Raw genomic sequence first — 14757 nt, 5'->3', positions numbered from 1 at the left:
ATATGCAATAAATATGGATCAGAAAGACGCCATACAATTAATTACGCACAATGGTTTCTCGACCAAAAACAAGAAAATCTGGGCTGATTTAGGCTGCGGCAGTGGTACTTTTACTTTAGCATTGGCCAGCATCTTAGAGGCTGATAGCATCATTCATGCCATTGACACCCAAGAATCGGCACTAGCTGAAATACCAAATCTATACAGAGATGTAAATATTAAAAAGCACATTCTTGATTTTGTAAAGGCCGATTTACCGATTCATGTATTAGATGGTGTATTGATGGCTAATTCACTCCATTATGTAAAAGACAAAGAGGCTTTTATAGCAAAACTTAAATCTTATTTGAAGCCAGATGCCAGTTTTCTTGTGATTGAATACGACTCAAATGTTTCTAATGCGTGGGTTCCTTACCCTATCGATTTTTCTTCCTTGCATGCCCTATTCTCTAAATTAGGCTATCGTACCATTAAAAAACTTAATTCACGGCGTTCTGTCTACGGTAACAGGCAAATGTATGCTGCCCTGATAGAATCATAACAAATACTAAATAAACTTAACCAAACCAAGTATATGCATGTCGGAAGAATGTACCCATTAAAAGAGTTCCTTTTCTGGACTCGCCGAGAAATTTACCTCATTACGATTATTACAATTATACCTACAGTTTTATATGCCTATTTTGATATAAAGTGGATAGCTATACCGTGGGTACCTATTGCACTGGTTGGCACAGCAGCAGCCTTTATTGTAGGTTTCAAAAACACCCAAACCTACAACAGGCTATGGGAAGCCCGACAGATATGGGGAGCTATCGTAAATAGCAGCCGTGCATGGGGCATTTTAGTGCATGATTTTGTAAAACAAGAGGAAGCCGGTAACACACATCAACAGCTCATATATAGGCATATAGCATGGCTTACAGCCCTACGGTATCAGCTAAGGGAAAGCCGAACATGGGAAAACATGAAAAAAAGCTACAATGTTGAGTATGCACGTTTTTTTGTTGTGCCCGAAAAAGTAAACAAACTTGAAGACGAGCTAAGCACGCTTTTGTCGGCAGAAGAAGAAGCCTATGTTTTAGGTAAAAAGAATAGGGCTACGCATATAATCAGTTTGCAGTCTAAACATTTGAGAGAACTAAAAGAAAAAGGACTCATTGAACCGCTGAATTATGTAGAGTTAGAAAATATGCTGGTGAATCTGTATGAGCAACAAGGCAAGTCCGAACGCATTAAAAACTTCCCTTATCCTCGGCAGTTTGCTTCTATCAACCTATTTTTTGTGCGTTTATTTATGATATTAGTACCCTTCGGAATGCTTAAGGAATTTGAAAAACTGGGTGATGATTTAGTTTGGCTTACTATTCCGTTTGGCATTGTGGTGTCGTGGGTATTTTCAACAATGGAAAAAGTTGGCGAAAGCACCGAGAACCCATTTGAAGGCGGGCCAAACGATGTACCTATAACTTCAATGAGCCGAACTATCGAAATTGATTTAAGAGAAATGCTTGATGAAACCGAGTTGCCACAACCGATTCAGCCATTGCATGATATTTTAATGTAGTATTGTGAAACTAAATTTTGAGTGATTAGGTTTACTTATCAACTTATATTTTACTAATATACTTCGCTCAATATAATCACAAATTACTTATTATCAGACACTTAGAAAATATTATAAATTTTTCCACCCATATAGTCTATAATAATTATAGGATTTGTGTATATTTGCGCAAGTTAAAATAAGAGATTATGCAAAGTTTTCGTACAGAATTAGAAAATCCAGTTGTTGAAAAAGACATTATCGATTTAGAGCGTAAAATCAGACTTTTCCGTGAAGGCAAAATTCATGAAGAGAAATTCCGTAGTTTACGTTTAGCCAGAGGAGTTTATGGTCAGCGCCAACAAGGTGTACAGATGGTAAGAATCAAGTTGCCTTACGGAAAAATGACGCTTAACCAATGGAAACGAATCGCTGATATTTCTGACGAATTCTCAACGGGTAATCTTCACCTCACAACCCGCCAGGATATTCAGGTTCACTTTGTGAGCCTTGACAGAACACCAGAATTGTGGGCGAAATTAGAGCAAGACAATATTACAATGCGTGAAGCGTGCGGTAATACCGTAAGAAACATCACGGGCTCTCCTACTGCGGGTATCGACCCTAAAGAACCTTTCGATATTACACCTTATACCCATGCTGCATTTGAGTATTTCCTAAGAAATCCTATTTGTCAGGAAATGGGCCGTAAGTTCAAAATAGCATTCTCAAATACTGACGATGACACTGCCCTTACTTTCATGCACGATTTAGGCTTTATTCCTAAAATACAGGATGGTAAGAGAGGTTTTAAAATAATGTTGGGTGGTGGTTTAGGTGCGCAACCTCAATTAGCACACGTGGCTTATGAGTTTTTGGAAGTAGACCAACTTATTCCGTTCACTGAGGCGGTAATCAGAGTTTTCGACCGTTATGGCGAAAGAAATTCTCGCCACAAAGCCCGTATGAAATTCTTGATTGCCAAAATAGGTTTTGAAGAATTTATGAATTTGGTTGAGACTGAAAAAACAGCCATAAAAGTAAAGAAATATCCTATCGATGCCGAAAATCCGGCGTTCTTATACAATTATAGCACACCAGAGGCGCAAGCCTTACCAGAAAACACTTCTGAGACCTACCAAAACTGGTTCAAAACCAATGTTTTTGCACAAAAACAAGAAGGCTACTACGGTGTGTTTGTAAGAGTACCATTGGGTGATATATCAAGCGTAGTATCAAGAAGCCTGATTGAAAAACTAAGACCTTATATCGCTGATGACGTAAGAGTTACTGTTAATCAAGGCCTATTGTTCCGTTTTGTTCAAGCCAAAGATTTAGCATATATATTCAGTGTACTAAGCGAATACAATCTTGCTGCTCCGGGCGCCAACAGTATCGCAAATATTACGGCTTGTCCGGGTACTGACACTTGTAATCTTGCTATTTCGGATAGTACCAAAATTACACTTGAGTTTGAAAAAGTAATCCGTGAAGATTTCCCTGAGTTAATTGAGGAAACCGACATGCAGATAAAAATATCTGGTTGTATGAATGCCTGTGGACAACACAGCATGGCACACATTGGTTTCCACGGAAGCTCAATGAAAGCAGCCGGAAAAGTATTACCAGCTTTGCAAGTATTGTTGGGTGGTGGTATTAAAGGCAACGGCGAAGGCCGTATTGCTGATAAAGTATTAAAAGTTCCAAGCAAAAGAGGCCCTCAGGTTTTACAAATCGTATTAAACGATTACGAAGCTAATGGTCTTGATGGTGAATATTTTAATGATTACTACGACCGCCAAGGTGAAAAATATTTTTACGCCTTGTTGAAACCACTTGCGGATTTAACTACTTTAGTTGATACTGATTTTATTGACTGGGGCCGTGACGAATTGTTCCAGACCGAAATTGGTGTTGGTGAGTGTGCGAGTGTGATTATTGACTTGGTTGCTACACTTTTCTATGAATCAGAAGAAAAAATAGCATGGGCAAGAGATGCTTTCAACGAAAACCGTTGGGCTGATGCCATTTATTATGCATATCAATCACAAGTAAATACAGCAAAAGCGCTTTTGTTAGATAAAAACATCAATAGCAGTACACAACACGGTGTTATTTCTGAATTTGATAAAAACTTTGCTGACGACTTCGGAGGTAACTTCAAAGAGCAAGTTTTACAGATTAATAAAAACGAACCAAGTCAGGTATTTGCTATCGATTATATTTCTGAAGCCGAAAACTTCTTGAAAGAGGCCATTAGCTGGAGAGAAGCTAACAAAACTGTGGTAGTTGAAGCATGATGAAATTTTTTGATACAAAACCTAACTTCATTCACCATTGCCCTAAACTGACTGTTGTAGGTGCCGGCATGGGTGACCCTGAGTTAATCACCCTTAAAGCAATTAATGCTTTACGCCAGGCAGATGTGGTGTTGTACGATGCTTTGATTAGCGAAGAACTATTGGAGTATTGTCATCCGGCCTGTGAGCGTATCTATGTGGGCAAACGAGGTTACGAAAAAAGCGTGACTCAAGACAGCATCAATTTTCTGATAGCTGAAAAGGCTTTTGAAAAAGGACACGTAGTAAGGTTAAAAGGCGGAGACCCATTTATTTTTGGCCGTGGTAACGAAGAAATTGCTTATGCCAAAGAAAGAGGAATCGAAACAGCTTATATACCGGGTGTATCAAGCATTATGTCGGGTGGTTTTTATGAAATTCCGCTTACAGCCCGTGGTGTGGCCGATGGTTTCTGGGTAATTACAGGTACAAAATCAGACCAGTCATTGTCTAAAGACATAAGACTAGCCGCTCATTCAAGCGCAACTGTTGTGATACTGATGGGGATGAAAAAACTAACTCAGATTGCACAGATTTTTAAAGAAGAAGGCTTCGGCGATACGCCTGTTGCCATCATTCAGCAAGCATCTACGGCTCAGCAAAAAATCGGTATCGGACAAGTACAGAACCTTGAGGCAATTGCAGCAGATAATTCATTGAAGAATCCGGCAATTATTCTGATTGGTGATGTAGTGAAACAGAATAGCGTTCAACATCTCTGCTATATCGGACAACAATATACAGGAAAAAATAAAACAAACTAAGACAAGCAAAAACAGTAAATGGAAAGACTTGCAAATACTCTAAGTACTCACGTTCGACTAAAATATATTGCTATTGCAATACTTGTCTTAAAGGTTTTATTGATTGGTGTACTGGCATATCGTATTTTTGCCAGTATTCATTCTTTCCAATGGGGTGTCGATAATCTATTTATCTATTATATAGGTGTTGGATTTCTGGCACAATTGGTAGATGGTGCGCTTGGCATGGCCTATGGCGCAACTTGCACCTCAATGCTTTTGGGCGTGGGCGTGCCACCTGCTTATGCTACGGCAAGCGTACATACAGCAGAGGTATTTACAACTGGTGTTTCGGGTCTTTCGCACTTATATTTTGGTAATATCGATAAAAAACTCTTTTTTAGAATCGTTATTACAGGTGTTGTTGGCTCAATGATAGGCGCATATCTGATTTCTGAAGTAATTGATGGGAAAGTTATTCGCCCTTATATCTCTTTATATTTAGTTGGCTTAGGAATTGTTATTATTGTAAAAGCATTCAAAAAGAGACCTAGCACCCCAACCAATAAAAACCTTGGTTTGCTTGGTTTAATCGGTGGTTTTTTCGATTCTATCGGTGGTGGTGGCTGGGGGCCTTTAGTTACCTCAAACCTTATCAATAAAGGCAATGCCCCAAAAGAAACAATCGGTACGGTAAATACGGCTGAGTTTTTTGTAGCTTTCTTTAGTACAGGTATCTTTATGCTTTTTATTGATATTCAGGCTTGGCAACCAATTGCAGGACTTATTTTAGGTGGCGTTTTTGCTGCTCCACTAGGTGCGTTTCTTGTAAAATTGTTTCCACCAAAAACAATCATGCTTATTGTAGGTACATTGGTTGTTGGTCTTAGTGTTTACAATATCATTAAAGTTTGGTTTTAATCAATAGTACAATGGTTGATATAGATACATTAGAAAAATTTTCGTTAGACGAAGGTCTCAACTTTATAGCCAATCAGTTTCCGGGCAAAGTGGTCTTTTCTTCCTCTTTTGGGCAAGAAGACCAAGTGATTACCCATGCAATTTTCAAAAATAGCGTGAGTGAAGGCTCATTAGATATTAAAGTATTTACTTTAGATACAGGCCGACTTTTTCAGGAAACTTATGAGTTGATGGACAGAACAAGGGCTCGCTACAAACAGCCTATTGAAACCTATTTTCCGAATACCGAAAGGGTTCAAAATCTTGTTACAGAAAAAGGCTTCAACAGTTTCTATGAATCTATCGAGAACCGCAAAGAATGTTGCGGTATAAGAAAAATAGAGCCATTGAAAAGAGCACTTGCCGGAGCCGAAGTCTGGATTACAGGCCTGAGAGCCGAACAGTCTGACAATAGAAATGACATGAAGATTTGGGAGTGGGACGGCGGCAACAATGTTTGGAAATATAACCCACTTATACACTGGACCTACGAACAGATGCTTGAGCATATTGCAACCAACAGAATACCTGATAATGCACTGCACAGAAAAGGCTTTATCAGTATTGGTTGCCTACCTTGTACACGCGCCATTGAACCCGGCGAACACCCAAGAGCAGGCCGCTGGTGGTGGGAAGAATCAAAAAAAGAGTGTGGTTTACACCAAGTTTCTTAAATTTGCATCAGAGTGCAAAAACTATAAATATGAGTAATTTCTTAAACAATTCTGAAATCATTAATTCATCTTCTGACATTAATGGGGTTTTTCCTCGTGAGTTAGAAGATGAAGCGATTTATATCTTACGCGAAGTAGCCTCTCAGTTCGAGAAGCCCGCTATTCTTTTTTCGGGTGGCAAAGATTCTATCACTGTTGTAAGATTGGCCGAAAAAGCTTTTTATCCCGGCAAAATTCCATTCAAACTTCTGCACGTAGATACAGGGCACAATTTCCCTGAAACTATCGAATACCGTGACTGGCTCGTAAACAAATTAGGTTTAGAGTTGCACGTGCGCTACGTAGAGGATTCTATCAAACAAGGCAAAGTAAAAGAAGAAACAGGTAAATATGCCAGCCGTAATGGTGCCCAAACAGTTACTTTGCTCGATGCCATTGAAGAATTTAAGTTTGATGCCTGTATAGGTGGCGCTCGCCGTGATGAAGAAAAAGCCCGCGCCAAAGAAAGAATTTTTTCGGTAAGAGACGATTTCGGACAATGGGATGCTAAAAAGCAAAGACCTGAATTGTTTGATATGCTTAACGGGAAAATTGAGATAGGCGAAAACGTGAGAGTTTTTCCGATCTCTAACTGGACAGAACTTGATGTTTGGAACTACATAAAAGAAGAAGAATTGCGTATTCCGAGTATTTACTTTACGCACGAGCGCCAGGTTTTTGACCGTGATGGCATGATTTGGGCTGATTCTACATTTATTAATAAATCAGAAGACGAAATTCCTTATACTACCAAAGTTCGTTTCCGCACCGTAGGTGATATGACCTGTACTGCGGCTGTGGCTTCGGAAGCAGATAATCTTGACGATGTAATTTCGGAAATTTTGTCGGCTAAAATATCTGAGAGAGGCGCCAGAATTGATGACAAACGCTCGGAAGCAGCAATGGAAAAACGCAAACAAGCGGGATATTTTTGATTTTGGATTAGTGATGGAATGGATTAGTAAATAATGCTTATGCTAATTCAGAATTATTTAACTTTTGAAAATATTATAATGGATATACTCAGAATAGCAACAGCAGGCTCGGTAGACGATGGTAAAAGTACACTCATCGGCCGCTTGCTTTATGAAACGAATTCTATTACAGGCGATAAAATTGAAGCGCTTGAAGCGGCTTCAAAACGCAAAGGACTTAATTTCTTAGATTTATCTCTTTTAACAGATGGCTTAATTGCCGAACGTGAACAGGGTATTACGATAGATGTGGCTCACATTTATTTTAGTACACCAAAGCGCAAATACATCATCGCAGACACACCCGGGCATTTTGAGTACACACGAAACATGGTCACGGGGGCGTCAAACACCTCCGTTTCGATCATTCTTATCGATGCCCGTAATGGTGTAGTTGAGCAAACCAAACGCCATTTTTATATTTCTTCAATGCTTCGCATCAAGAATATAATAGTTGCCGTAAACAAGATGGATTTAGTAGGATACAGCCAAGAACGCTTTGATGAAATTAAAAACGAATTCTCAAAATTAGCAGAGCAAGTTAGCTTTGAAGGCCAGAAGATTGAGTTTATTCCGATTTCTTCACTTTATGGTGAAAATCTGGTTAAAAAATCGGCTGAAACCCCTTGGTATGAAGGCAATTCTTTGCTTGAAACGCTGGAAGAACTTGATAACCAAGTAAATCCGATTTCACATTTACCGGCTCGTTTCCCTGTTCAGGTGGTTGTAAGACCTAAAACAGACGAGTTCCACGATTACCGTGGTTATGCAGGTAAAATTGCCAGCGGAAGCTTTTTGGTAGGTGATTTGGTAGAAGCTTTGCCTAGTGGACAAATAAGTAAGATAAAAACTATTGAAAAATTCGGTAAAAATCTCGAAATTGCCCACGCTCGCGAATCAGTCGTGATTACGCTCGAAAATGACATAGATGTTAGCCGAGGAAACATGATTGTAAAGGTTGGTCAACAACCCGAAGCAAAAAAAGAAGTAGAAGCTAGAGTCTGCTGGTTAGATAGCCAAGCCTTGAAAGTAGGTAAAGCCTATTTATTACAACATGGCATCAACCGTGTAAAAGCAAAAATTATCAGCATCAACTCGATGATTGATATTAAAAATATGACTTTAGACACCGAACCTTCACACGAGGGAGGAATAAAACTAAACGAAATCGGCTGGGTTTCAATAAAAACCGCTAGTCCGATTTATGCAGATAAATACAATGAAAACCCAACAAATGGTGCATTTATTTTGATTGACGAAATGACGAACAGCACTGTAGGGATTGGATTTGTAGAGTAAATGCAATTACAAATCATTCATCAACCAAACTTGCGACTTTGAATTAGTTTAGGGTTCGGTTAAAAATGGACAGCAACTTTGCTGTCTTTTTTTTTTAAGAAATTTTTCTTTACTTGTGGCTAGCAAATTATTCAGCTTATGACTTATAAAATCCTTATTCCCCTAGCTTTTCTGATTGTGGCACTCAATGCCTGTAACAAAGAACAAGACAATACGGCCGGCCTTGCATTAGCCGAAAAACATTGTGGCAGTTGCCATCTTTATCCAAAACCTGAACTTTTAGACAAAAACAACTGGGAAAAAGTATTGCCCAAAATGGCTCTGCTCATGGGCGTAACGCACGAAATAAAAAAGCAAGGCAAAATCGATGCGAATGAATTAGATAACCTTCCAGATAAACCTTTGGTAACAGAAAAAGAATGGGATCAAATAAAAGATTATTATCTATCTAAATCTCCTTACAGGCTTAGTTTTCCTTTGAGTGCTAACGTGCAGTCAGACTCAAAACTATTTGTCGGCAAAAGCCACATGCCTCTTTCTAAAAAAATGCCTAATATTACCTGCGTAAAGATTGATACAGCTAAGCAAATAGCCTACGCTTGCGATGAAGTAAATCAGGAGATATGGGTGCTTGACAAAGAAAGCAACGCAATTAATCATTACCCGCAACACGTGGCCATAAGCGATATTCAGATTTTGAAAGATAAGCTTCTGCTAACTTATATTGGCAATGCAATAGACCCAACGCTTAAGAAACATGGCTATGTTAAAACCACAGACCTTGTTGATACCGATAAAAACGAAATATTGGTGAGTAACCTTGCCAGGCCAACACAAACGCTTTCGGTTAATCTTGACGATAGCCCTGATGATGAATTGGTAATTAATGAGTTTGGGCTAAATAAAGGCGCCGTATCCGTATTTAAAAAGAAAGGAACAAACACCGAAAAGCCTATTATTGCCGATAGCCCCGGTGCAATTAAAACCATCGCAGTTGATTTTGATAAAGACGGAAAAACAGATTTAATTACACTTTTCGGGCAAGGCGATGAGCGAATTGTATGGTTCAAAAATAATGGTAATTTACAATTTACCCCTACTACCCTACTGCGATTCCCGCCTGTAAATGGGTCATCAAGTTTTGAATTGACCGATTTTAATAATGATGGCTTGCTGGATATTTTGTACACGGCAGGCGACAATTCTGACTATTCTCAGGAGTTGAAACCTTATCATGGTGTTTATATTTATATTAATCAAGGGAAAACCACCTTCAAAGAAACTTATTTTTTTCAGATGAATGGTGCGTATAAGGCCGTAGCACGAGATTTCGATTTAGATGGCGACCTCGATATTGCAGCCGTGGCATTTTTTGTTGATTATTTTGAAAAAACGCCTAAAGACTTTATTTATTTAGAAAACACAGGCAAAGGCTTTACGCCTAAAACATTAAATATCAGAAAATACGGTCGTTGGCTGGTTATGGATACCGGTGATATTGATGGCGACGGAGATGAAGATATTATTTTAGGTAGCCACCCGATTGGTGCTACACCCGGAACCCTATTGAAAGAATGGATAAATGCCAAGGGAGTATTGCTTTTGGTGAACCAGAAAATTAAAAAAAAATAATATTTATTTGACTTTTTACACCTTAAATTCATCTATCTTTTTTTTACAGCTATTTATCGAAGAGATAGTATTTCTAAATTAAAAATCTATATATTTGGGCTTACAACAAAGCTACGTGATATTAAGAAAACGCATTATTATTTTTCTGTAATAATGGCTATTGTTTCCCACCTGACACATTAATTGTTGTAATAAAACACTAATGTGCCATTCCCAAAAATAAAAAACTATACTATTTTACTATTATTTCAGGTATCAATTACTTTACTTTTGAGTGATTCAATTTATTTTGTTTACTAAAAAATGAAATACGAAAGGGCTAATTTACTACCCAATATAGGCACGTGGGAACTGGATTTGAAAACCGGAGTTCTGGAATGGGATTTTATTACCAAGTCTATCTATGATGTTGTTGACAATCAATTCTCTGATTATAATTCAGTTATTAATTCTTATGCTGGCTCTGAACATCGTGACAGAATAAATGCCCTGATAGAAAAATTGATTCGTACAGGAGAGCCTTTCGTAGAGCAATTTGAGATTTTAACCAGAAAAGGAAATTTAAAATGGGTTGAAAGTAGCGCTCAGGCTGAGTTTGAAGACGGCGTATGTGTATTGATTTACGGAACATTTCAGGATATTACTGCTCATAAAACCCTACTGAATTCACTAAAACTCAATGAAGAAAAATTTCAGAAAGCTTTTGAGTTTGCCCCTATTGGTATGGCACTGGTATCGCTTGAGGGGAAGTGGATGAAAGTAAATAAACAAGTATGCAAAATAACGGGCTATACTGAAGACGAATTAATGGAGCTGACATTTCAGGAAATTACGCACCCTGATGACTTAGATAACGATCTGGTGTTTCTGAACAAAATGCTCAAAAAAGAAATTGATAATTACGACATGGAAAAGCGTTACTTCCATAAAAACGGGCATACTGTATGGGTGCATCTGACGGTTTCGCTGGTATGGAATAATGAGGGGGCGCCGCTTTACTTTATCTCACAGATTAATGATATTACTGAACAGAAAAAAGCTTCGGAGGCACTTCTGAGAGAGCAACAAAGGCTGAAACAAACAATTGAAGGCACAAATATTGGTACCTGGGAATGGAATGTATCTGAAGGCAGAATTATCTATAACGAACGCTGGGCAGCAATTGTAGGTTATACACTAGAAGAGCTGAAACCCATAAGTAAACAAACCTGGACCGATTTGGTGCATCCCGATGATAAGGAGATTCCGGATAAAGCACTTGATAAATGTTTTACAAAAGAAACTGAGTATTATGAGTGCGAGTATAGAATGAAACATAAAAATGGCGAATGGGTTTGGGTACATGATCGAGGTAAAGTGATTGACTGGACCAATGATAATAAACCTTTGCTAATGCTTGGTACTCATGCCGATATTACTCAAAGGAAAAATAGCGAACAAGAACTCAGAAATACTTTAGATTTAGTAAGTGAACAAAATAAACGATTGGTAGACTTCACCCATATTACTTCCCATAATCTACGGTCGCACATAGGTAATTTTCAGATGCTACTGAATCTACTTCCTGAAGAGACAGATGAACATAAGAAAAAAGAACTCATTGATTTTCTGATAACCATAGCAAACGACTTACAAGAAACGGTTCATTACCTCAATGAGGTTTTGCAGATACAAACTAACCTTAACCAACAGATAAAAAAGGTAAATCTTTACCATGAGGTTGAAAAAGTACTCGTAAATTTCAAAGAAACTTTAGATAAAAATTCGGCTATTGTGCAGGTAAATATACCAACTAACCTAAGTATAAACTATAGTATCGAATATATAGAAAGTGTATTGGTAAATCTTATCTCAAATGCGATTAAATTTAGGCAGCCAGGGCGAAATCTGCGCATAAAAATTGAAACAGAGATACAAGAAAAATATATTATTCTTAAAATTGAAGACAATGGCACAGGAATTGATTTAGAATTACACGGACAAAAACTTTTTGGAATGTATAAGACTTTCCACTCAAATAAAGATTCTCGTGGGCTTGGCTTATTTATCACCAAAAATCAGGTTGATGCCATGGGTGGTAAAATAGAAGTTGAAAGCGAAGTAGGACAAGGAACCACCTTTAAAGTATATATTAAAAAGCATTAGAATATTTTTTATAAATTGCCCAATTCCACAGGCAATTAGCATTTATTAACAAAACCCATAACCTTCTGAGATGACCGCATATACAACAAGAAAAATAAATAATGCCTGGATTATCGACGACGATAAAATTCTCTCTTATGTTTTGCAGAGAATAATGGGCTCAGTAAATTTCAGCGAAAAAATAGAAGTTTTTGAAAATGGCCAGGAGGCAATCAATCAATTAGCAGATATTAAGTTGAATCCTGACTCACTGCCTGATGTAATATTATTAGACCTTAATATGCCGGTAATGGATGGGTGGCAGTTTTTAGATGAGTTTGAAAAGATACACCTGGATAAAAAAATAACACTTTATATAGTTAGCTCTTCTATTGATGCCAGAGACCATAAAAAAGCCAAGAGTTACAAAACGGTATCTGATTTTCTGATTAAACCTATTGGAAAGAAGCAAATAGAACAGATGATTGAATCCTATAATAAGTAAAAAGCCTTCTTACGAAGGCTTTTTTGTTTTTCTGACAATTTTACGAACAAATATCACTTAGCTGTTGGTAATATTATATAATCTTCAATTATATTCTCTTGTTCTTGTGGTTCAGGAGCTTTTTCTATATAAAAAGATTTGGCTCTTTTAAACCAGCCTTTATTCTTGCTCGCATCTTTACGGGTTCTATAATACCTTAATCGGTAATCAACATAAGGGTTTACAATATCTTCAGTTTTTTCGAACGAATTAGCCAGTTCTACATCAGCAACACTTAAAACGCCATCTTGCTCAGCCCCGATAATCTTTTCAAACGCCTTTATATTGCGTTTATCTTTACCTTCGCCGGCGTTAATCAGGTGGTCAATAAAAACTTCAGCTACTGTTTGGTCTGCAAATCTATTACCTAAATAGCGATTCCAGTAATAATGCTTGTGAATGTAGAGGGCTTCTTCTTTACTAAACATTTTATCGCCCCAGATGGGCTTATGGATTCCGTAACCTTCGCCTTCAAACTTTAATAGTTTGGGTGCATACTTATTAAAGGAGGCAGCATTGTTAAGAAATATCACGCAGGTAAACGACAGGCAAGAGATTGCCAGTAAAGTAAAAATTACTTTTTTGGGATTCATGGTAATGTTTAAAAATTAATTCAACTCAATATTGTGAGTTACAAAGCAAATATTATACCGCTTAATCAGAAAATACCTTAAAATACGTAGAATGTATAACAATAATGAAGATTTTTAGTATGAAGACTTGAACCTGATAGATTAAAAACGAGAATACCTCTCTAAAATTGCGATTATACAGAAATAAAAATCCCCTCAAAAATCATACTAATTTTGAGGGGACTCTTTAAAGTTTGAAAAAATAAATTTAAAAATGTTAGTCAACCTTTGAGGCGAGGTCGTCGGCTGGCGTTTCAAAATCCTCTTCCGGCGTTTTACCTACCAGTATATCAGGCAGTACCAGAAAATCAGCCAGTTTGTTGTTATCCTCATCCATTATGCCAAAGGCCCTTGCTCTAATTAACCATCCTGGGTATTTACTAGCGTTTTTTCTAGACCCATAGTAATGTAGCCGATAATTTACGTACGGATTAACTACATACTCACATTGGACGAAAGAATTAGCGACTTGCACATCTTCTTTTGAGAGTTTTCCATCTTGCGGTACGCCGATAATTGCCTCAAAAGCTCGAATGTTAACACTGTTTCTGCCTTCTCCGGCTGTAATAATCTGATCAATAAGGGCTTCAGCCACTTCCTGGCTTTTAAACAAATTTCCGTGGTATTTATTCCAATAGTATTTTCTATGGATTTTAAATGCCTCGTCTTTTGTGAAATTCTTTTTACCCCAAATTTCCTGATTAATTCCGTATCCTTTGCCTTCAAATTTTATGAGTTTTGTGAAGTATTTTTCAAAGGATGCCGCTTGAGAAGTAGCAGACATAAAGCTGACCAGAACCCCGGCCAGAAACATGCGTTGCAGTTGTTTCATTTACAATTTTGATATGTGGAACGCAAAGGTAACTAATAATATGCTGATTATCAAGCATTTACTGATTTATTGATTAAACGGCAAAGGAAAACACGGTATTTTACGACCACTTTTTACTTATTTATCGGTATGTTACATAGTCAGATTTTATTAGAATCATCCTAGTAAACTTCTACAAAAAATACTATAATTATAAAAATAGTACAATTCATAGAAAGTCATGGTGGTAGGCGTTTTCTAAGATTTTGAAAACTGCATAATTTTTTTTAACTTTAAGGTTCACTTTGCTGAGTGTAAGAGGTTTTCTTGCTCAAATGGTTAATGAGAATGGAATAACAGTTTTACGTATAATAGTAAAAAGATTATAACTCAGACATAAACTTAGCTTTTATTATTAACAAATTATTTTTTTGTTAACC

The 14757-nt window shown here is 37.4% G+C and carries 13 protein-coding genes; 11 read left to right on the top strand and 2 right to left on the bottom strand.

The window, feature by feature from the left end; genetic code table 11:
- Positions 1-13: 13 nt before the first annotated feature.
- The 11 genes from WAE64_RS13070 (at position 14) to WAE64_RS13020 (ending at position 12835) form a co-directional block, all read left to right on the top strand.
- Positions 14-541, top strand: coding sequence for a class I SAM-dependent methyltransferase (locus WAE64_RS13070; protein WP_340237121.1), 528 nt, complete (start codon positions 14-16; stop codon positions 539-541).
- Between the two features lie 33 nt (positions 542-574).
- Positions 575-1567 (top strand): bestrophin family protein, encoded by a 993-nt coding sequence (locus WAE64_RS13065; RefSeq protein ID WP_340237119.1) that lies wholly within the window; start codon positions 575-577, stop codon positions 1565-1567.
- A 188-nt stretch (positions 1568-1755) separates the two neighbouring features.
- Entirely contained in the window at positions 1756-3846 is a 2091-nt protein-coding gene (locus tag WAE64_RS13060; RefSeq protein ID WP_340237118.1) for a HEPN domain-containing protein, read from the top strand.
- Complete coding sequence (gene cobA, locus WAE64_RS13055; protein WP_340237117.1) at positions 3843-4649, top strand: uroporphyrinogen-III C-methyltransferase; 807 nt, start codon at positions 3843-3845, stop codon at positions 4647-4649. Before WAE64_RS13060 ends, cobA begins: the two co-directional genes overlap by 4 nt.
- A gap of 18 nt (positions 4650-4667) precedes the next feature.
- Positions 4668-5549: a sulfite exporter TauE/SafE family protein gene (locus tag WAE64_RS13050; RefSeq protein WP_340237115.1), complete on the top strand. Its 882-nt coding sequence runs from the start codon at positions 4668-4670 to the stop codon at positions 5547-5549.
- Between the two features lie 11 nt (positions 5550-5560).
- Positions 5561-6262 (top strand): phosphoadenylyl-sulfate reductase, encoded by a 702-nt coding sequence (locus WAE64_RS13045; protein WP_340237113.1) that lies wholly within the window; start codon positions 5561-5563, stop codon positions 6260-6262.
- 29 nt (positions 6263-6291) lie between these two features.
- Positions 6292-7236, top strand: coding sequence for a sulfate adenylyltransferase subunit CysD (gene cysD / locus WAE64_RS13040; protein ID WP_340237112.1), 945 nt, complete (start codon positions 6292-6294; stop codon positions 7234-7236).
- Between the two features lie 78 nt (positions 7237-7314).
- Positions 7315-8574, top strand: coding sequence for a sulfate adenylyltransferase subunit 1 (locus tag WAE64_RS13035; RefSeq protein WP_340237110.1), 1260 nt, complete (start codon positions 7315-7317; stop codon positions 8572-8574).
- Positions 8575-8712: 138 nt separating this feature from the next.
- The gene (locus WAE64_RS13030) at positions 8713-10206 is read left to right on the top strand and encodes an FG-GAP repeat domain-containing protein (RefSeq protein WP_340237106.1); all 1494 of its coding nucleotides are present in this window, start codon (positions 8713-8715) and stop codon (positions 10204-10206) included.
- A 303-nt stretch (positions 10207-10509) separates the two neighbouring features.
- Entirely contained in the window at positions 10510-12351 is a 1842-nt protein-coding gene (locus tag WAE64_RS13025) for a PAS domain S-box protein (RefSeq protein ID WP_340237104.1), read from the top strand.
- A 70-nt stretch (positions 12352-12421) separates the two neighbouring features.
- Positions 12422-12835, top strand: a complete 414-nt coding sequence (locus WAE64_RS13020) for a response regulator (protein WP_340237102.1) — start codon at positions 12422-12424, stop codon at positions 12833-12835.
- A 53-nt stretch (positions 12836-12888) separates the two neighbouring features.
- On the opposite strand, the gene WAE64_RS13015 is transcribed toward WAE64_RS13020, so the two are convergent.
- Positions 12889-13467 carry a lysozyme family protein gene (locus WAE64_RS13015; protein ID WP_340237101.1) on the bottom strand — a complete coding sequence of 193 codons (579 nt, stop codon included), beginning with the start codon at positions 13465-13467 and terminating at the stop codon, positions 12889-12891.
- Positions 13468-13723: 256 nt separating this feature from the next.
- Complete coding sequence (locus WAE64_RS13010; protein WP_340237097.1) at positions 13724-14338, bottom strand: hypothetical protein; 615 nt, start codon at positions 14336-14338, stop codon at positions 13724-13726.
- Positions 14339-14757 lie beyond the last annotated feature (419 nt).

It is taken from the genome of Emticicia soli (assembly GCF_037860775.1).
Lineage (GTDB): Bacteria > Bacteroidota > Bacteroidia > Cytophagales > Spirosomataceae > Emticicia > Emticicia soli.
Note: the sequence above shows the minus strand (reverse complement) of the source record. Positions and strands in the feature narration are given on the sequence as shown.